13 protein-coding genes are annotated in these 21,013 nt (G+C 32.5%); 12 read left to right on the top strand and 1 reads right to left on the bottom strand.

What is annotated here, in order from left to right:
• Positions 1 to 13 precede the first annotated feature (13 nt).
• From BTO16_RS00575 to BTO16_RS00560, 4 genes are all read left to right on the top strand, one after another.
• A complete protein-coding gene (locus BTO16_RS00575; RefSeq protein ID WP_105019750.1) occupies positions 14 to 1,546 on the top strand; it encodes a biotin carboxylase in 1,533 nt (510 codons plus the stop codon).
• Positions 1,547 to 1,628: 82 nt separating this feature from the next.
• Positions 1,629 to 2,651, top strand: a complete 1,023-nt coding sequence (locus tag BTO16_RS00570) for a C45 family autoproteolytic acyltransferase/hydolase (protein ID WP_105019749.1) — start codon at positions 1,629 to 1,631, stop codon at positions 2,649 to 2,651.
• A gap of 75 nt (positions 2,652 to 2,726) precedes the next feature.
• Positions 2,727 to 4,085 (top strand): NAD-dependent succinate-semialdehyde dehydrogenase, encoded by a 1,359-nt coding sequence (locus BTO16_RS00565; RefSeq protein WP_105019748.1) that lies wholly within the window; start codon positions 2,727 to 2,729, stop codon positions 4,083 to 4,085.
• Between the two features lie 529 nt (positions 4,086 to 4,614).
• On the top strand, positions 4,615 to 6,957 hold the full coding sequence (locus BTO16_RS00560; RefSeq protein ID WP_105019747.1) for a transglycosylase domain-containing protein: 2,343 nt from the start codon (positions 4,615 to 4,617) through the stop codon (positions 6,955 to 6,957).
• Positions 6,958 to 7,279: 322 nt separating this feature from the next.
• Here the strand turns inward: BTO16_RS00560 and BTO16_RS00555 are convergent, their stop codons facing one another.
• Entirely contained in the window at positions 7,280 to 7,882 is a 603-nt protein-coding gene (locus tag BTO16_RS00555; RefSeq protein WP_105019746.1) for an RNA polymerase sigma factor, read from the bottom strand.
• Positions 7,883 to 8,235: 353 nt separating this feature from the next.
• On the opposite strand from BTO16_RS00555, the gene BTO16_RS00550 reads away from it, so the two are divergent.
• The 8 genes from BTO16_RS00550 (at position 8,236) to BTO16_RS00515 (ending at position 21,012) form a co-directional block, all read left to right on the top strand.
• A complete protein-coding gene (locus tag BTO16_RS00550) occupies positions 8,236 to 9,462 on the top strand; it encodes a M14 family metallopeptidase (protein ID WP_105019745.1) in 1,227 nt (408 codons plus the stop codon).
• Between the two features lie 205 nt (positions 9,463 to 9,667).
• Positions 9,668 to 10,825, top strand: coding sequence for a FecR family protein (locus BTO16_RS00545; RefSeq protein ID WP_105019744.1), 1,158 nt, complete (start codon positions 9,668 to 9,670; stop codon positions 10,823 to 10,825).
• A 154-nt stretch (positions 10,826 to 10,979) separates the two neighbouring features.
• Entirely contained in the window at positions 10,980 to 14,333 is a 3,354-nt protein-coding gene (locus BTO16_RS00540; protein ID WP_170064389.1) for a SusC/RagA family TonB-linked outer membrane protein, read from the top strand.
• A gap of 20 nt (positions 14,334 to 14,353) precedes the next feature.
• Positions 14,354 to 15,967, top strand: a complete 1,614-nt coding sequence (locus BTO16_RS00535) for a SusD/RagB family nutrient-binding outer membrane lipoprotein (protein ID WP_105019742.1) — start codon at positions 14,354 to 14,356, stop codon at positions 15,965 to 15,967.
• Positions 15,968 to 15,982: 15 nt separating this feature from the next.
• Positions 15,983 to 17,128: a hypothetical protein gene (locus BTO16_RS00530; protein WP_105019741.1), complete on the top strand. Its 1,146-nt coding sequence runs from the start codon at positions 15,983 to 15,985 to the stop codon at positions 17,126 to 17,128.
• 118 nt (positions 17,129 to 17,246) lie between these two features.
• Positions 17,247 to 18,488 (top strand): T9SS type A sorting domain-containing protein, encoded by a 1,242-nt coding sequence (locus BTO16_RS00525; RefSeq protein WP_105019740.1) that lies wholly within the window; start codon positions 17,247 to 17,249, stop codon positions 18,486 to 18,488.
• Between the two features lie 68 nt (positions 18,489 to 18,556).
• Positions 18,557 to 19,393 (top strand): lamin tail domain-containing protein, encoded by an 837-nt coding sequence (locus BTO16_RS00520; protein WP_105019739.1) that lies wholly within the window; start codon positions 18,557 to 18,559, stop codon positions 19,391 to 19,393.
• 338 nt (positions 19,394 to 19,731) lie between these two features.
• The gene (locus BTO16_RS00515) at positions 19,732 to 21,012 is read left to right on the top strand and encodes a TolC family protein (protein WP_170064388.1); all 1,281 of its coding nucleotides are present in this window, start codon (positions 19,732 to 19,734) and stop codon (positions 21,010 to 21,012) included.
• Position 21,013: the final 1 nt, after the last annotated feature.

The raw sequence follows: 21,013 nt of genomic DNA, 5'->3' as shown, positions 1-21,013 counted from the left end.
TAAAATAAATAGTATGACTACTAAAAAAACAACACCTATTAAAAAAGCTACTCCGACTAAAAAAGTGGCAATTGCAAAAAAAAACAACACCGTTGAAGTACTTGATGGCGTTCCTGATATTAGACGTTTCTTCTACAAAAATGAAGTTCCGTTGTATTTTATAAGTGCTACGAACTTTAACATGTTAGGCGCAGATGAGTGGATTAAAGGATTTAAATTTATTTGTCATATTGAATGTTTTGATGGTTTACATCCAAATGTTTTTTCTCCGAAAGAAGAAATGCCTCACGATGAATTTACAAGTATCGAAGACATTAACAACTACTTACTACAACATCCAGAGGTTCAAAATTACTTAAAAACAAGAGGTACAGACAAAAATGCTGGTAAGGCAATGTTTTTAATGTTTGATGAAACAACCGAAATGTTAGCTAAAAAATTAGGCTTACAAATTATGTTTCCAAGTGCAAAAATGCGAACTTTTATGGACAATAAGGTAAATACAAACCGTATTGCCGAAAAAGCTGGCGTGCCTTGTGTACCTTACGTATTATCTCAAGTTAAAGATTATGAACATTTAAATAAAGTTTCTAAAGCCTTAGGCACTGATCTAGTAATTCAAACACCTTTTGGAGATTCTGGTCACACTACTTTTTTCATATCAAATGAAGAAGAATATAATAAATATGCTGAAGAAATTGAAAAAGAAAAAGAGGTTAAAGTAATGAAACGTATCAATTGTAAAGGTTCTGCAATTGAAGCTTGTGTTACAAGACACGGTACAATCGTTGCGCCTTTAATGACAGAGTTGGTTGGGTTTAAAGAATTGACGCCTTACAAAGGTGGTTGGTGTGGTAATGAAATTTATCCGGATGCATTTAGTCCTGAATTAAGAGAAAAAGCAGCAAAATACACACAACTATTTGGAAATCAACTAAGAGAAGAAGGTTACAAAGGATACTTTGAATTAGATTTTTTAATTGATCAAGATAATGGCGAAATTTATTTAGGTGAATTAAATCCACGAGTTACTGGTGCAAGTTCAATTACCAATCATGCAGTTTTTGCTTTGGCAGATGCGCCTCTTTTTATCTTCCATATTATGGAATGGATGGATGTGGAATATGAATTAGATGTAAAAGCAATTAACAAGCGTTGGGCAAAACAAGCTAATATTGATGGTTGGAGCCAATTAATTATCAAACATACAGAAGAAACTGTTGAATATATTTCTGAAGCACCAAAATCTGGAATTTATAAAATGTTTGATAATGGACACATTCAATTTGACCGTTTAGATACCCACAGAAGAGCCGTTGAAACAGAAAATGAAGCTTTCTTTTTACACATTTCTAAAAAAGGTGATTATTTATACGAAGGTGCAGATATTGGTATTTTAGTTTCTAGAGGTCGTATGATGACCGATGAATTTCAATTAAACAGTCGTGCAAAACAATGGATAAAATCGATAAGAGGCAAGTATACATCTCAAATAGTTGAAGATAATAGAGAACAAATAGAACTTACAGGAACCTTAACCAAGTAAGGTTTAATATTTTCTAAAACCAAATAGTAGGTCAAAATGAAAAGCGTAAAAAAGTGTATTTATACGAATTTAAAAATGATAAATGCAACTTAATTTTAAATCCATTTTAGAATATGGTACTCCAGGATTAAAGTTCCAGAAATTATTCTATTCGTTTTGGCCTATATATCGCGGTATGCTTCATACAGATGAAGCTACCTATATTCCAGATTTAGCAACCTCACAAGCGGCTTTAAAGAAATATATGCCAAAAATGCTGCCAACATACAAACGTCTTTGTCTTTTGATGAATGCAGATGATGAAATGGCGCGTTTTCTTACAGGATTTCAACCGCCTGCGCATGTAAATGCCTGTTCGCAAGCAGTTATTTCTGGTGAAGAAATTCAATTAGTTCGTAATTATGATTACCATCCAGATTTATTTGAAAGTACTCTTTTATTAAGTTCTTGGAACGGTAAAAAAGTAATTGCTACCACCGACTATAGTATTGGTTTGGTAGACGGAATGAATGAAGATGGTTTAGCTGTTTCCTTAACATTTGGTGGTAGAAAAGAAGTTGGAGAAGGTTTTGGAATTTCGTTTATTCTGCGGTACGTGCTCGAGTTTTGCTGCAATGTAACAGAAGCTATTGAGGTATTAACTAAGGTTCCGTCGCACATGTCTTATAACGTAACGGTTGTAGACAAAAGTGGCGTTTATAAAACAGTGTTTTTATCACCAGATAATTTACCAATAGTTACCGATATTGCTTTTACTACCAATCATCAATTACAAGTGGATTGGCCAGAAAACGCTGCTTTTAACGGAACAATGAAACGTGCTACATTCTTAAAAAACTTACTAGAAACAGCACCTTTAAGTCCAGAGAATTTAACAAAAGCATTCTTGTATCCGCCTCTTTACAACACTCTTTTTAATGAAGGTTTTGGTACTTTATACACAAGTGTATACAGGCCTTTAGATGGTGCTGTGCAGTTGCATTGGCATCAGCAAGCAATTTATCAGTCTTTTGATCATTTTATAGAAGGAAATATATCCATCGAGATGGAAGGAAAACTTGAAATGAATATTCAAAAAACTACTTGGGACTATCTGTATCAGTAGCCTACTAAAATCAGCCTTTTAGTTAGTTTTAAATAAATAACTCACCCAGGTTTTCGAACCTAAAATTAATTAGCAATGGAATTTAAAAGTATCAATCCTTATAACAATCAACAAGTTGGTAACTATACAGCCCTTACAGAAGTTGAACTGGATAAAAAGTTAAGTAAAAGTCAAAAAGCATTTACAACTTGGCGCAACGTACCAATTGCAGAACGTTGCGCACTTATTAAAAAAGCCGGTCAAATATTGCGCAATCATGTAGAAGAATATGCAAAAATGATTACACTAGAAATGGGGAAACCTATTGCTGAATCTAGAGCCGAAGTAAACAAATGTGCTTGGGTTTGTGATTATTATGCAGATAACGGCGAAACCTTTTTAGCCAATGAGATTATTGCTACAGATGCTGCACAAAGTTTTGTAAAACACGATCCAATAGGTGCTGTTTTAGCAATTATGCCTTGGAACTTTCCGTTTTGGCAAGTTTTTAGGTTCGCTGCTCCTACTCTTATTGCAGGAAACACGGGTCTTTTAAAGCATGCGCCAAATGTTTTTGGAAGTGCAAAATTAATTGAAGAAGTATTTACAAAAGCCGGAGTTCCTGATGGTGTTTTTCAAAATTTAATAGTTCATCATGAGCAAACAGAAAAAATAATTGCACATACTGCAGTGCAAGCAGTTACCTTAACAGGAAGTGAAAGAGCGGGTTCTGCGGTTGCTGAAATTGCGGGCAAGCACATTAAAAAATCGCTTTTAGAACTTGGCGGAAATAACGCTTTTATTGTTTGGGACGATGCGGATATTGATGCTGCTGTAAAAACGGCCGTTGTTGCACGAATGTTAAACTGCGGACAGAGTTGTATAGCAGCAAAACGCTTTATTTTAATAGAACGTATTTATGATGAGTTTGTAACTAAATTTACACAAGCTGTGCGTGCATTAAATGCTGGTAACCCTTTGGATGAAGACACTAAAGTTGGACCATTAGCACGTAAAGATTTAGCAGATCAATTGCAAAAACAAGTAAAAGAGTCTGTTAAACTGGGCGCTGAGTTACTACTTGGCGGTCATCAGAAGGATTGTTATCATGAACCAACCATTTTAGGAAATGTTACCCCAGGAATGCCTGCTTTTGATCAAGAAACTTTTGGTCCTTTGGCTGCCATGATAAAAGCAAAAGATATTGAACATGCTTTTGCACTCTCTGAACAATCTACTTACGGATTAGGTGTTACAGTCTTTACCAAAAACATTAAAAAAGCGATTAGCTATGCAGATAAGGTTAGCGATGGCGCTTATTTTATTAACGAATTGGTAAAATCGGATCCAAGACTGCCTTTTGGAGGAACTAAAAAATCTGGTTATGGACGCGAACTCTCAAAAGATGGCATCCTTGAGTTTGTAAATAGAAAAACGATCTACGTAAAAAATTAAACGGCAATTAAATGTCTGTAATTTATTATATATCAGCCTCTAAATGGTGCTTAACATAGTTACTTATTTTTAAAATAGGTAACTATGTTCATTTTATACTGTCTTCATATACTCATTTAGCATAAAAACACCTTTTTTATCTGTAAAAATGCAAACTTTTTGGTTACGATCAGTACTAGCCTAGCTATTAAGCCTTGCGCACTAGAAAATAGTAGCTGCTAAATCAATTTTAAAAATGAAAGGTTTGATGTATATTGCAGTCGATTAATACGCTAGGCTAAGACTTTAAAATTAAGTTATAATAAGTTGTATTTCAAATAAATACACTTGTATAAATGTAAAATAGTGAGCATGAATTGTGTTACCTATAAAGTTAAAAGTGGTTCATTACTAGTAATATGTGGTACTTATATACCCTGCGGATGAACTTGCATAGCGTGCATTTTTAAAAAAAGTGAAAAGTAAAATGCTAAATGCAATTACTTGCCACTAGTAAATATATTAATAAAGCGATTAAAGAATAAATTGTATGTGGGATAACTATTTAAAAGAATTCAAAACCAAATTTATAGCACTTGTTTCATTTGTAAAAAAGCATCCTTTTAAAAGTGTCTTTTATGCAATATTATTAGGGTTTTCTTCTATAATTTTATTGGTAGTACTTACGTACTTGGGTGCGTTTGGTAAACTACCTTCTAAAGATTTTCTATTACAATTAAAAACGCCGCTAACCTCTACACTTTATGCAAGTAATAAAGAACAAATTGGCTTATATTTTCTTCAAAATAGAACCAATGTAGACAGTGTAGAAATACCTTCTGCTTTAAAAAATGCATTAATTGCTACCGAAGACAATCGTTTTTATGAACACAACGGTATCGATTATAAAAGTTATGGTCGTGTTTTTATAAAGTCTGTAATTCTTAGACAAAATGCTGGTGGCGGTAGTACACTTACGCAGCAAGTAGCAAAAAACACCTTTGGTAGAGAGCGCCATTTTATGTTAACAACACCCATTAATAAAATTAAGGAAGTTTTTATTGCCAAAAGACTCGAGGAAATCTACACAAAAGATGAAATATTACTCTTATACTTAAATACGGTTACGTTTGGAGAAAATATATACGGAATAGAAAAGGCGGCTTTGCGTTTTTTTAATAAACGCGCTAAAAAATTATCTGTTTCTGAATCTGCAACCCTGGTTGGCTTGCTAAAAGCGCCTACATATTACAGCCCAAGAGTGCATCCAGATAGAGCAACTACAAGACGTGATGTGGTATTACAACAAATGGTTAAGTACAACTACTTAACGCCAGAAGAACAGAAGGCTGCTCAGATTCCTTTAAAACTAAAATACCAAGAACCTAAAAAATTATCTTCTTTAACTACCTATTTTAAAGAATATGTAGAAAAGGAGTTTACTACTTGGGCAGCAGCTAATCCGGCGGCAGACGGTCATATCTATAATTTAGAAAGTGATGGTTTAAAAATATACTCTACGTTAAATACCTCTGTACAAAAATCTAGCGAAAGAGCAATGTTAAGACAAATGGAGAGCCTTCAAAAATTAATGGATCAACATTGGGATGCGCTAAGCACAGAAGGTGGTAAAGAAGCGTTGCTTAAAAAATTATTAAATCAAACAGTTGCTGTAAAACAATGGAAAGCAGAAGGAAAAAGCGAACTTGAAATTCAAAAATTGATTGCTGTTAAAAAGTCTAGAATTCAATGGACTATAAATGCAGGTAACATACCAAAAGTACAATCTTTAAAAGATTCTATTGCGGGTGCTATTAATAGATTACATACTGGTTTGCTCACAATTAGCAGTCAAACTGGGCGAATTATGGGCTATGTTGGAGGTATGGATTACGGAATGAGCCAAAGAGATAATATTTTAGAAAAAAATCAGGTAGGTTCTACCTTTAAACCAATTACCTATCTTGCTGCTCTAGAAAAAGGTAAAAATCCGTGTAATTATTACGATAATAATTTAGTTTCTTATGCTGATTATAAAGATTGGAAGCCTCGAAATTCAAATGGGCAGTATGGCGGCAGCTATAGTATGCACGGTGCATTGGCAAATTCTATTAATACAGTATCTGTACGAATTCAGATTGAAACGGGTATTGAACCGGTTAAAGCTTTAGCTAAAAATATGGGTATTACTGCTACGCTACCTTCTTGGCCTTCTATTGTTTTAGGTACTGCAGATATATCGCTGCTAGAGATGGTTACTGCTTATGCTAGTATTTCTAATGGTGGTAGACGTGTGCAACCCTATGCTATTGAGCGTATTGAAGATGATAACGGTAAAGTATTGTACCAAGCAAAACCGCCTTATGGAGATCGTGTAGCAAGTGAAGTAAATACCAAACGTTTGCAACAAATGATGGGTAGTGTGCTTACCGAAGGAACCGCAGGCCGTATACAAGGGTACGGAATTCCCAATAATTTAATTGGTAAAACAGGTACCACTCAAAACAACGGAGACGGTTGGTTTATTGCTTGTTCGCCAGAGATAGTTGTAGGTTCTTGGGTTGGTACTTATGATAAAAGAGTACAGTTTAAAACTACAAATATGGGTTCTGGTGCTAACACTGCATTGCCTATGGTGGCGTCTGTATTTAAAGGTATGAGTGCTTGGAACAATTCTATGCTTACTAATTTTGTGTATGAAAAAGACTATTTTGATTGTCCACCATTTTTAGAAATGAGTCCTTCCGAAGCTGCAGAATTTGCAAAAACAGATAGTACATATATTATGCAACGTAGGTTTAAAGATTCCATTTTTGATAACGGTGCTAAATTATCAGATTCTATTCTTACGCTTCCGCTAAAAACAATTAAAACAGATTCTATATCAAACTAGCCAAGACCTTTATTTCTTTCAATGATTTACTCCTTTAAAGGAATGTGTTACTGAATTTTAAATCCAGATAACCTATAATGAATTATAATACAGACTATTATATTTAAAAAATAATAGTTATTGGGCTTTGAGCTAAGCGTAAATGAGTAGAGTTTTCTATTTATTATACTAACCTTTAAGTTATTTAGCAGTAGCTAATTGGTCTTATTATTTAGAGATATTAATTTGTGAAGTTTTAGGTTTTTTTAATCCAATGGTCTGATTAGAAGTTATAGGTATACAAGTACCTTAAACAAAAAGTTTATTTTCATTAACTTTTTGTTTATTTAATTGGTTTAGCTTTTAAACTTCTTCCAAATAATAAAAACAGAATACCTTCAGTTTTATCTCCAAGAGCTGTTCTTAAAGTACAAAAAGCTTTTGTAATATGTGCTTCTACAGATTTTATCGAAACATTTAAATGTTCTGCAATTTCTATATTGGTAAGACCTTCCTCTTTACTCAATAAAAATGTTTGTTTGCATTTTGGTGGTAAATTTTCGATTTCTTTTTTTACAATTTTCATTAATCGTTCTAAGGAGTTTTCATCCTCTTCCTCTACAATGTATGTTAGTGCATCAATATATTTTTTATCGAGAACTAAAACTTTTTTATTTTTTCTGTATTGATCAATAAACTCATTGTATACAGATTTGTACAAGTATCCTTTAATTACAAATTCTTCTTTTAGTTTAAATCTATTTTTCCAAATACTCATAAAAACATTTTGAACAATATCTTCTGCTAAATCAGGGTCATTGGTTAAACCTAAAGCATACGTACACAGTTTTTTATGATATAAATTCACTAAAAAAGTATACCCATTGGTATCTCCTGTTTTTAGCGCAATTATTAAATCTAGATCATTTAAAAAAGTAGCTTTCATTCTAGAGTATCATAAATTTCAACCTTATCCGTAACGAATGTAGAAAAAAAATACTGTAACAGTTAGGGTTCTGTAATTTTATAACGTTTTAACTGTATGTAGAACAATCATAAATCAGAAAAAAATTTACTTTTTTATTTTAAAAGAAGGTTTAAGTACAATTAGTTAACGGTATTTTATGATATCAATTGAAAAATCTAAAACTCTGTAATTAAGTGTTTTTTTATTAGGATACTATTCAGAATCGAATACAAAAACTAAATATTTAAGAAGTTGATTGGTTGCTTCTCCACTTTTCTAATTTCATCCAATAAAATAAAAAATATTTTTAATACTTAATAAACCACATTCTTATGAAATTAGTTTTTTTTTACGCTGTACTTTGCTTTTTATTTTTAGGCTGTTATTCCGTTGAAAAAGTAACTTTTAAAACGCCCGTAGATACATCAAACAGAAAAATAATAAAACAAATTAAAAAAATATACCGTTTAAAAGAAGCAGAAGTTTTTGCTAGTAATACATTTGATGGCGCACGACTTAACGGTTTTGAGCAAGTAAATGATAGTACAGCCCAAGTTATAATATCGCCAGAAAACACCCCCATAAATAACAGTGCATACTATGCTTTTAAAACTTGGTCGAGTACTTCAAAATCTTTCTATTTTACATTTAAATATCCAACAGGTTTTAAAAATAGATACATTCCTAAATTAAAAATTAATAATCAATGGTCTATTATTGATAGTACGAATGTTTTTATAAAGGATAGTATTGTTACGATTAAACTTCAGTTAACAAAAACACCAATTACGGTGGCTGCCCAAGAAGTACAATCATCAAAAGATGTGGAGCATTGGTATACTAAACTTATTGAAGGAAAAGAAAATAGAGTGCACTTAAAAAATTATGGAAAATCGCCTTTAGGCAAGAAACTAACTGTTTTGAATATCTATAAAAACAGTTCGAAAGGGAAAGATATTATCGTGCTTCTAACAAGACAACATCCACCGGAAGTTACAGGTTATTATGCTTTTCAGTATTTTTTAGAAACTATTTTAGGTGATTCTGATTTAGCAAAAGAATTTCTAAATCGGTACCATGTTTTAGCTTTTCCGCTGCTAAACCCAGATGGTGTGGATTTAGGGAATTGGCGACATAACTCAAATGGTGTAGACACCAACAGAGATTGGTTTGAATACCATCAACCAGAAATAGAAAAAACAGTTAAATACATTAAAAAAACATTAAAAAAGAACCATTCAAGAATAGTTTTAGGGCTGGATTTTCATTCTACTTGGCATGATGTTTTTTACACAAACAAGAGCCGAACTGAAACTACATTACCTAATTTTACAGAAGATTGGTTTGCCGGTTTGGAAGCAAACATTCCTAATTATAAAGTTAATGAAGCTGCGGGAAATAGCGACAAACCAGTGTCTAAAGGATGGTTCTTATATGGTTTTAATGCAGTAGGTATAACCTATGAAATTGGCGATAAAACACCCGAAAATGAGATTCAATTAATAGGAGAAACATCAGCTGAACAAATGATGAAAATTTTATTAAAGGAAAAAAAGTAACCGATTATTTTATCGTGTAAACCAAAAAATGACATCCATTAGAAGTATTTTTTTTAATTCAGTTATTATATTCCTGACTTTTTTTAGTCTGAAAACCATCCTAAAAACGGCGTATCCTATTTTTTATCCATTTTAAATAAAAAAAAACACGAAAAACATTAGGGTACTGCAAATATGTTTCGTCTTACTACTATACACAAGTTTTATGTTGTCTACTAAAATAGAAAAAATTATTACCAAGTACCTTCTAAATCAGGCCTCTTTTTCTGAATTAGAAGCGCTAGAATTATGGCTTTTAGATAGTGAAAATGAGAAAATTTTTAAAGAGTTTATTAAAACGAACTATTTAATTGATTCTTCATTACTGAAATTTAACACGAGCCTTTCTAGTAAAAAGTTGCTAGCATTTATTACCAAAGAAAAACAAACTATTCGCGTAAGAAGGTTCCGAAATTATTTAAAATATGCGGCTGTATTTATTGGATTAGTAATGGTTGGCTACTTTTATAATTTAGGGAAAGATATAAGTACAAATACCCCAATTATAGTAGAAAGTATTCAAACAGGTAAAGATAAAGCAACCTTAACCTTAGAAAACGGAACTATCGTTTCTCTAGAAAAAGGCGCTTCTTTTAACAATAAAAATGCGCAAAGTAATGGTGAAAAACTTATCTATTTAAATAATACTAACAAAGAGCCAAAAAAGATTGCGTACAACTATTTAACAGTGCCTAGAGGTGGTCAATTTTATCTAAAATTGAGTGATGAAACTCAGGTTTGGCTAAATTCAGAATCGCAGTTAAAATATCCTGTAAGTTTTACAAAAGGGGAAATTCGTGTTGTTGAACTCGTTTATGGAGAAGCTTTTTTTGATGTTTCACCAAGTACAAATCATCAAGGATCACTTTTTAAAGTACATCATAAGGATCAAGATATACAAGTTTTAGGTACTACATTTAATATTAAAGCTTACAAAGACGAATCTAATATTTACACCACTTTGGTTGAAGGAAAGGTTGCCGTAAACTTTAAAGAAACTCAAAAAAACTTATCACCTAATGATCAATTAAGCCTTGATTTAGAGACAAAAACAGCGATCGTTCAAAAAGTAGATGTGTATAATGCCATATCATGGAAAGATGGCGTATTCAGTTTTGATGAAAAATCTCTTTTTGAAATCATGAGAGTTTTATCTCGCTGGTATGACGTTAAAGTTGTGTTTAAAAATGATAAAATAAAAGAAGAGGAGTTTATTGGAGTGCTTTCAAAAAATCAAAACATAGAAGATATTTTAAAAAATATTAAAAATTTTGGCCTTGTAAAAAGCTATTCCATAAAAGATAAAACAATAACATTAGAATAAAAAGGGCAAGAAGTTTTGATATTTCGCAGCATCTAACTTCTGTACCCTCAATTAAATAAGTATTAATTAATTTTAACTAACACCTTACAAATTTATGAAATTTAAACTAATTAAGACTCGTTATCTTTTTAAGAAACGGCTTGTTTTTACAGTTATGAAAGTATTTATATTCTTATTGTGCACTTCTGTATTTAGTATGAATACAGACAACTTGTTTTCTCAAGAAAAGGTTACTATTGATAAAACTCAATTGGCTACTGTTGATCAAGTGTTTAAAATTATTAAAGAACAAACTGATTATCGCTTTATTTACCCAAAAAATTTATTCAAAAATGCTTCTAAAATAAAATTGAACGCTGGTGAGATTAAAGTAACAAAATTATTAGAGAAATGCTTATCAAGTAACAATCTTCAATTTGAGTTGACTAAAAATAATACCATCATTATTAAAGAAAAGGTTGTTAGTATACTGATAGAAGAGCAAGTGCAACAACAGCAAACAATAACAGGTGTTGTAAAAGACAATACTGGTGTTCCGTTGCCAGGAGTTAGTATAACAATTAAAGGGACAACAACAGGAACATCCACAGATTTTGACGGTAAATTTAGTTTAAAAGTAGAAAGCACTAGTATTTTACAAATAAACTATTTAGGGTATAAAACGGTGGAAATAAAAGTTGGCAACCAAACCATTATTAATGTTACTTTAGAAGAAAGCGCCCAAGCTTTAGAGGAAATTGTTATTACAGCCCAAGGGATAAAAAAATCAAAAAAAGCATTAGGGTATGCTATCACAAGTTTAAATAGTGCAGATGTAGAACAAAGACCTGAAGCGGATGTAGCAAGAACGTTACAAGGTAAAATTTCTGGGGTTAGTATTTCTGCAACAAATGGAGAAACTGGGGCAACCTCTTCTATTAGAATTAGAGGATCTGTGTCTATAAATCAATCTAACGCTCCGTTAATTGTATTAAATAATGTACCTTTTAGTGGTGTTTTATCCGATATAGACCCTAATGATATTGAAAGTATGAATATTTTAAAAGGATTAAATGCCGCAGCTCTTTATGGAAGTGAAGGTAGAAATGGTGTAATTCTTATTCAAACTAAAAGTGGTAATGCTACCTTAGGCAAAAGTAAAACTACCGCTTCGTTTTCTACAACAAGTTATTTAAATATAGTATCTCAATTACCAGAATATCAAAATACAATAGGTCAAGGTGCAGAAGGATCTTATGTTTTATCAAACCTTTCTCATGGTGGACCTGAATTTTCGTCTTTAGAAGAAGTACCTCATCCTTATGCCGATTTAAGTAGTATTTTTCCTGAATATCAAAATGTGATGGTGCCTTATGAAGCAAAACCAAATAACGTAAAAAACCTTTTTAATACAGGTGTTGGTAAAATACACTCCTTATCAATAGCAACTTCTAAAGACAAAGTAGCTTTTAATATTTCTGCAGGTTATACAGATGAGTTGGGAATTATTGGCGACAATAATTTAAAACGTTTTAACATTGGTTTAGGTGGCGCTGCACAAGTAAGTGACAAACTTAATATTTCTGCAACCTTAAATTACTCCACTAGAAAAGTAAATCGCATACAAGCAAGAGATGTTTTTAACCGCGTTTTTTACTTAGCCAGAAGTATCGATTTAACAGAACTTCCTTATCAAAATACGGTTACAGGAGAATCTGTAAATTACCGAAATACAGAAACAAACCCTTTATGGTTATTAAAAAATGCTGGAAGTACCGATGATATTACAAGAGTTTTTGGAACCTTCAATACAAATTATGTATTGAATGATCATTTAAACTTTACCTACAGAATAGGATATGATAGTGAGCATAGAAATGATTTAAATTACTCTAACCGCGGTGGAAAAGATGGCGATTATATTATTGGATATTTAAACTTATCTAACAGAAAAGAAGTAACGGTAGATCAAACATTTCTTTTAGGATACACTAAAAACCTGAATGATGATTTTAGCTTAGAAGCTCAAATAGGTGCCAACTCTAAACTTACCAAAATAAAAAGTCAATCCTCAGATTCTGATCAACAAATTGTATATAATTTCCTGAATCCAAATAATTATGCAGCATCAGAAAGTTTTTATTATATGGAAGATCGCAATATTGCAGGTATTTTTGGACAGGCTCAATTAACGTATAAAAACTATTTGTACACAACTATATCTGGTAGAAATGATTTTGGTGCAAGTGTAGAAAAAGAAAATCAATCGTTGTTTTATCCTGGTGCTTCTGTATCGTTTATTCCAACTTCTGCATTTGATATGAAAGGAGATGTTTTAAATTATTTAAAACTAAGAGCAGCCTATGCTACTTCTTCTGGATATCCAGATCAATACAGAACTAGAAACGCACTAATTATAGATACGAACAGGTTTGTGGCAGCAGACGGCACTAAGCCCGTTACCAATAGGTTTAGCAGAATTTTTGGAAATCCGGATTTAAAACCAGAGATTCATCAAGAATTTGAAGTTGGTATAGAAACCAAACTTTTTAAAAACCGATTGAGCTTAGAAGCTTCGTATTACTCGAGAGTTTCTAAAGATCAAATTGTTGAATCTATTTTAGCTCCTTCTACCGGTTTTGATAGTAAATTTATTAATCTTGGTCGTATCGACAACCAAGGTTTAGAAATAGATTTAGGTTTTGATATTATAAAAAATAATGAGTTCAACTGGAATTTTAGAAATATTTTTACCGCAGAAAAATCCTTAGTAGTAGAAACAACGCCAACTGGTGGAAATATAGAATTAGGCGCAGACCGTTTTGCGGTTGAAGGATACCCGCTAAATACAATTATTGGTATTTATGCACTAAGAGATACTGATGGCAATTTACTTATCGACGGCACAGGCTCTAGCACCACTTATGGTAAACTATTAAACAGTGGCGACATTGGTAAAGATCCTAAAGTAATTGGAGACCCAAATCCGGAATGGCGATTAACAACCATAAACAGTCTTACGTATAAAAATTTTAGGCTTTCTGCCCAAATAGAATATACACATGGTGGCGAAATCTCTTCGTTAGCTGTAGAAGACATGTTAGAAAGAGGTGTAACTAGAGATACTGAAAACAGAGCGGGTTCTTTTGTAATTCCTGGGTTTTTAGCAAATCATCAAACGGGAGAACCTTTATTAGATGGCAATGGTGATAAAATACCGAACACCATACAATTAAACGGAATAAGAACTTTATTTGGAAACTACTATAATGCAAAAGATTTAAGCATGTGGGATACTTCTGTTTTTCGTTTAAGAGAAATTTCATTCGGGTATTCTTTTAAAAAGAAAAAAGATCAAAAATTACCATTTGAAAAACTTGATATTACTTTTATAGGTCGAAATCTTTGGTTCAGAGCGCCTAATTTTCCCAAATATGTAAATTTTGACCCTGAAAGCGATGGAGGTTTAGGAAGAACAAATGTTCCTTCTACAAAACGATTTTCTTTAGGTTTATCTATAACCTTTTAACTTTCTTAAAAATACAGAACATGAAAAAAAGATTAAAATATTTTAGCTTAAGCATACTGATGTTTTCATTATTCTTATCCTGCGAAGTCACTAATTTTGATTTACAAGACAACCCAAACTTACTAACACCAAATAGCGCAGATCCAGAATTTCTTTTAAATGAATTGCAATATTTGTTTCAAGATATTATGGGTGATATGAATATAAATACAGATGATGTAATGCGCTATGAAGCCTTAACGAGCAATTATGGTGATGTTGTAGATTCTGATATTTTAGACGCAGAATGGGAACGCTATTTTGAAGCGCTAAGTATTTCTAAAACAATTACAAATTTAGCAACTTCTAATGACGGATTAATATTTCATAACGCAGTAAATAAACTTCTTATGGGCTATTTAACCGTAACAATGGTCGATTATGTAGGTAGTATTCCGTATTCGGAAGCTTCTAAGCCAAATGAATTTAGCAATCCAAAATTAGACGCTGGCGCAGATTTGTATAAAATGGTTCTTACAGATATTGATGCAGCAATTACTGCTATAAATTCAACTACAGTTACTATTTCTTCGGATTTATTTTACAAAGGCAATAAAGAAAATTGGATTGCTTTTGCGAATACTTTTAAATTACGAATTTTAGTTCAAACGCGTCTTAATAGTTCTGCTATTGGCGTTACCGATTTAAAAGCACAAATTAACACTTTATTATCAGGACCAATAATAGACGGAGCATCAGAAGATTTTATGTATTCGTATTCAAATTCTGCGTCTCCAGAAAGCAGACATCCGTATTATCAAAGAAGTTATGTAGAGGGTTTCTCGCAATATATTTGTAACTATTTTATGTTTATGCTTAAAGATTCTAAAAGCATAAGAGACCCAAGAATTAGATATTATTTGTATCGTCAATCAAATATAGATCCTTTTAGTCCAAGAGTATATCTTGCTTGCCAAGGAGATCCAACGGTAACGTATTGTTATTTAGGTGATGGATACTGGGGATTAGATCAAGGGGAAGAAAGAACAGGTCGTGGAGATAATTTATTAAGAACTGCCTATGGCGTTTATCCTGCTGGTGGCATTTTTGATGAAGATCAGTTTAAAGATGCAACAAGCACAACGATTCAAAATAGTTCTTTATTAGGCGCGGGCATTATGCCAATCTTAACCTCTTCGTTTGCAAAGTTTTTAGCAGCAGAAGCAGCACTTACTATCGGCACAAATGGCAATCCAAAGACCTTGCTAGAAGAAGCCGTTAGAGCATCCATTGCAAAAGTTTTAAATTTTAGAAACTCAAGCTCTCCTTATACGCCTAATCCTATAGATGTTGAAAACTATGTTGCTGAAGTACTTAGCAACTATGAAAATGCTACAACAGACGAAGAACGATTAGATGTTATTATTACAGAATATTATTTAGCAGGTTTTGGAAACTCTGTAGAAGCGTACAATGCGTATCGAAGAACAGGATATCCTTCAAATATTCAAATACCTATTACAGATTCAAACCCAACATTTCCAAGAAGTTTTCCATACTCTGCAATTGCAGTTATGAATAATAGTTCAATTTCTCAAAAACAAAATACTGATAAAGTGTTTTGGGATACAAATCCAGCTGGGTTTATTAAATAAATAAAAGATAGTATTATGATAAAATATATAAAATTCGCCGCTTGTTTTCTACTCTTATTTTCATGTGCTGAAAACAGTAACCTGCCCGATGACTTTGCTTTTAGAGGCGGTTATGCACAGTTTACCATAAAGCCAATTCTTAATTTCAATATATTAGATATAGAGAATGAAAAAGTTATTGGTAGTTTAATAGATCCTAATAATAATATAACAAACTATTCTTTAGCGTTGCATTATAATGACACTGTTGTAGAAAACATTGCAGTCTTAACCTCATTTCCGGCAGCATTAGAAATTCCGTTAAGTTCAATTATTGCTGCTTCAGGACTTACGAGTAATGACATTAATTTAAGTACCAAATTTACTTTAGTAGCTACGATTATTACTCCAACAGGCGTGTTTTCTGGCTTATCTCCTATTGATGGTGGTTTAGGAGGAAACACTTCTACACGTCTTAAAAATCCTGAGTTTATGAACGCAGTAGAGTTTGATATTACCTTTTTTCTTCCACCGGCAAAAACCATCCGAAGAACTTCTTTTGAAGAAGTTGCTGTAGGCGCAAATGATGCAGTCTATACTAGAAACGGAGCTGAGGATGAAACTTTAGATTTAATTAATGGTGCAAATCCTCCTTTTGTAGATTTTATGGCCGTTGGCACTGCTGTTGAAAATGAATTAGGTTTTAATTCAGAATATGTTGCAGTACCCGGCATTAGTTCTAGCAGTTTAGGGTTCTCTGCTGAACGAATTGGGGTAACCGCATCTTTAGAAAATTTTGTTGCATATCCGGATGGGAAACAAGGTTTTCATTCAGAAGACGCAGATGGTACTATAAAGATTACGTTTGATACCGTTACTGTGCCTGCAGGACAAGCAAATTCTGGAGTTTCTTTTCAAGCATTTTTTGGCGATACCTCATGGGAAGAAAAAGACGGAATTTTTGCCTACTTAAATGTAACCAAAGATTCTGGCACCGAAGTTATTGAAATTGTACGTCTTTTTGATGACGATGTAGAAAATATAGCAGGAAAATGGAACGAGTTTAACACTGGGTTTTTAAAAAACATTCGCTCTTATCAGCTCGTAATTGAGATTTCTAGTGGCGCAACACCAGAGTATTTTTATATAGACAATGTTATTTTCTATGAGCCTTTAAAGTAATCTTTATACCTATTTATCCGCTATTTAGAAATACTAATTAGTTGGGTAGCTAGCTTAAAAAAAAAGATTAATTGTACTCAAATTTATCAATACGATGCATTCCTTTTAAATTTAAATTATGAGAAAAACAGTACTTATCCTTTTTTTATTACTTACTTTTTTAAGTGTACCTGCACAAACGGCTTCGGGCGATATAGAAAATTATGCTGAAAGTATTATTAATGCGATGCCTGGCAGTTCTACTAATACTTATATACAACCTACAACAGCAAATCTAGCAACTTGGGAATCTATAATTAATTTTATCTTATCGGATAAGCTTACAGATGCAAGAGCTTTAGCCGGTCCTATAAATTATCAGGTAACAGAATTTACAGATACTTCTTTAAATCCGAATAAAACATTTTATATTTTGGAGGAGAAAGCAGTACAAAACAGGTATTGGGGTACGTATATTTTTAATAAAAATCCTGTAAGAAACAATTTAATTATTGCGGCTCCTCATTCAAAATTTGATACAAATACAGGCAATCAAGCGGTATACTGTTTTAAAAATACGCTGGCCAAAGCGGTATTTATAAACGGGACACATCGTTGCAATTCATTTACAAGTAGCAATTGTTCTGGCACCACAAATGTCTGTGGATCTACGAGCAATTATAAAATTTCTGATCAAGCACATGCTACCTCTTCAATGTTTCAAAAAACTACAGAGGTGTTGTATAATAGCCTCTCTACTGCTGTGTTTGTTCAACTGCATGGCTTTACTAAACAAAGTAATGATCCTTATGTAATTATGAGCAATGGCACGAATAAAACACCAACTATCGATTATGCGGTACAAATAAAAAATGCATTGCTAAACGAAGACTCTAGTTTAACTTTTAAACTTGCGCATATAGATACCGATTGGACGCGCTTAACCGCATTTACAAATACACAAGGGCGGTATATTAACAATTCTTCTAACGCTTGTAGTACCGATGCAACTGCTACGTCTGGTCGTTTTATTCATATTGAACAAGAAAAAGAAAAGTTACGAGATAGCGCAAATGACTGGAGAAAAATGAGCAATGCCTTAAAAAGTGTTTTTACAAGCACTTTGGGTCTTGAAGAAAACCTTTTAGATACAAATATTACTGTGTATCCAAATCCGACGAGCAACACTCTTGAAATAAAAGCCACTAAAATTAAATCTGTGGAGCTTATAAATGTTTTAGGAAAATCGATGCGAATCTATAGAACTAATGAGTTAAAAAATACGCTACAAATTAATATAGAAGACCTTGCAAAGAGTATGTATTTTCTTAAAATAAATACAGCTACGAGCAGCGTTATAAGAAAAATTATTAAAAACTAATTTTAATAATCCAACTCAATAAATATTTAACCATAGGCAGAGAAACTGTTTATTAAAAACTAACAATTATGAAAAAAATTTACTTTTTAGTACTTGCATTTGCTTTATTTAGCAGCACAATGTCTGCGCAATTAATTATTAATGAAGTATTGTTTGATCCCGCATCTGATATTACTGGTGATGCAAATGGAGACGGAACTAGAAGTCCGAACGATGATGAATTTATTGAATTGGTAAATTCTGGATCAACTGCGTTAGATATTAGTGGCTACACTATTGAAGACACCTATACTGTAACCATAATACGACATGTAGTTCCTGCAAATACAGTACTTACAGCTGGTGGCGTTTACCTTGTTTTTGGAGGCGGAACTCCTACAGCTTCAGGAACTGCTGCTGGAAATTTTGGAACTGCTACTGTAATTGTAGCGTCATCAGGTGGCTTAGGGTTTAGTAATTCTAGCGAAGTAATTATTGTAAGAGATGCATCAGGAACGGCAATTGCTACTTTAGATGCAAGTACCTTATCAGTAAGCACAGGCGCTGACGCTTCTGTTACAAGAAGTCCAGATATAGCAGGCGACTTTATTTTACATCCAACAGTTAATGGAGTAGCTTTTTCGCCAGGTCTTAAAATTGATGGGAGCACTGTTTTAAATATTAAAGAAGATCTATTTGCTGTCTTTGCAATGTATCCAAACCCTGTAATTAATGGAAAATTAACAATCATATCAGCTTTTAATGGCTCAAAGAAAGTTGAATTGTTTGATACTTCTGGACGTAGTGTTTTGCAAACAAACTTAACAACGAATGTATTAAATATTGAAACCGTTAAAAGTGGTATTTACTTTCTTAAAGTATCGCAAGGCAGTAATATATCTACGTCAAAGTTACTTATTAAGTAGTTCAAGAATTGTTTATATGCATAAAAAAGCTACATCAAATAAAACTGGTGTAGCTTTTTTGTGTTTTAAGTTTGATTAATAATTTTGTCTTTGTTTCGTTCAATTAGGTTTCTTTTATCTAATAAAATTGAGTTTATACTTAACAGAAATAATTTTATCAGAAGAAATCAAGACTAGCTTGTAGAATAGTTCTTTATGATTTAATCCAAAAAAATATCTTTTAAACGTTTTAAAAAATCAACTAAAATATATCAAGCATTTGGGTAACCAAAAAAGCACTTCATATTTGCTTTAGATTTGATAAGTACATTTGTTCTTTTAAATTTAATATGTTGTTTTTGAGAACGCTACTACTTTTACTGCTCGTTTTTCTAAAAAGCATTGCTGCCTTTAGCCAAGAGAGTACCAATCTTGCCTATTTTAAGAAGCAAGCCATAGAAAACGCACCCACTTTAAACGAGAATAAAAACTTACTAAAAAGTGGCGAAATTAATAATAGCATTATCGATGCACAAAATAATGCATTTTTAGTAAATGCAACTTCGGAAGTATCGGTTGCGCCCTATTTTAATAACAACGGCCAACTTATAGACGTTACTACTAAGCCAACTACCAGCGCTTTTGGCTATGATGTGGGTATTACCAACGGTGGTTTATATGCGGCGCAGGTAAATGTTACAAAGAATTTATTTAACAAAGCAATTACAGGTAATTTACTATTTCAAAATAAAATTTTAAATAATACCATTTCCCTTTCTTCCGAAGAAATTACACATACAATTATTAAAAATATTACGGATGCGTATATACTTGCCTATCAAATACAATTGCAAGAAGAATTTACCAAAGGCATTTTAAAAGACCTTGAAAAAAGATTGCAAGTAGTTGAGTTGCTCACAAAACGCGCCATTGTAATGGAAAGCGATTATTTACTGCTAGCCTTAGACGTTGATAGTAAAAAGCTAGAACTGCAACAAATACAAATTAATTTTAACACCGCTATTAACCAATTACACAGTTTAAGTGGTGCCACTATAGGTACCGTTAAAAATTTAGATGCTCCCGATTTTGAGAATGTCGCAAAACCTACTCAGTTTTTTTATCAGAAAAGGTTTGAGAATGACAGCTTACAAATTATTGCGAATCAGCTTGTTTTTGAAAATCAATACAAGCCACAAGTAACTGCGTATGCAAATTCGGGTTTAAATGCCGTTGAAATACCCAACATTTACAGACGTTTTGGTGCAAGTGCCGGCTTGCGATTAACGATACCCATCTATGACGGAAAGCAGCGAAAATACAATGCGCAACAACGTATTTTAAAAGAAGAAAGTTTAGCGTTTTACAAAGACAATGCAAAGGTGCTACAAACTAACAATCTTAGCAGTATTGTGCAGCAAATAAATGCGTTGGATGCCAATATGCTGTTGCTAGACAAACAACTTGATAACCAAAAAAGAATACTAGAAATCTATAAAGGAAAGTTGGTGCAGGGGCAAGTTTCTGTTGTTGATTATTTAAATATTATTCAGAATTACAAGTTAAATAGTTACACTAAATTACAAATGCAAACAAACCACTGGTTATTAAAAAGTGAGTATAATTTTATAAACTGGTAAC

The organism is Polaribacter glomeratus (assembly GCF_002954665.1).
GTDB classification, from domain to species: domain Bacteria; phylum Bacteroidota; class Bacteroidia; order Flavobacteriales; family Flavobacteriaceae; genus Polaribacter; species Polaribacter glomeratus.
Note: the sequence above shows the minus strand (reverse complement) of the source record. Positions and strands in the feature narration are given on the sequence as shown.

Excerpts from the sequence above, each read along its gene's own strand:
- BTO16_RS00575 (WP_105019750.1), top strand. The coding sequence starts at position 14 with ATGACTACTAAAAAAACAACACCTATTAAAAAAGCTACTCCGACTAAA.
- BTO16_RS00570 (WP_105019749.1), top strand. The coding sequence starts at position 1,629 with ATGCAACTTAATTTTAAATCCATTTTAGAATATGGTACTCCAGGATTA.
- BTO16_RS00565 (WP_105019748.1), top strand. The coding sequence starts at position 2,727 with ATGGAATTTAAAAGTATCAATCCTTATAACAATCAACAAGTTGGTAAC.
- BTO16_RS00560 (WP_105019747.1), top strand. The coding sequence starts at position 4,615 with ATGTGGGATAACTATTTAAAAGAATTCAAAACCAAATTTATAGCACTT.
- BTO16_RS00555 (WP_105019746.1), bottom strand. The coding sequence starts at position 7,882 with ATGAAAGCTACTTTTTTAAATGATCTAGATTTAATAATTGCGCTAAAA.
- BTO16_RS00550 (WP_105019745.1), top strand. The coding sequence starts at position 8,236 with ATGAAATTAGTTTTTTTTTACGCTGTACTTTGCTTTTTATTTTTAGGC.
- BTO16_RS00545 (WP_105019744.1), top strand. The coding sequence starts at position 9,668 with ATGTTGTCTACTAAAATAGAAAAAATTATTACCAAGTACCTTCTAAAT.
- BTO16_RS00540 (WP_170064389.1), top strand. The coding sequence starts at position 10,980 with ATGAAAGTATTTATATTCTTATTGTGCACTTCTGTATTTAGTATGAAT.
- BTO16_RS00535 (WP_105019742.1), top strand. The coding sequence starts at position 14,354 with ATGAAAAAAAGATTAAAATATTTTAGCTTAAGCATACTGATGTTTTCA.
- BTO16_RS00530 (WP_105019741.1), top strand. The coding sequence starts at position 15,983 with ATGATAAAATATATAAAATTCGCCGCTTGTTTTCTACTCTTATTTTCA.
- BTO16_RS00525 (WP_105019740.1), top strand. The coding sequence starts at position 17,247 with ATGAGAAAAACAGTACTTATCCTTTTTTTATTACTTACTTTTTTAAGT.
- BTO16_RS00520 (WP_105019739.1), top strand. The coding sequence starts at position 18,557 with ATGAAAAAAATTTACTTTTTAGTACTTGCATTTGCTTTATTTAGCAGC.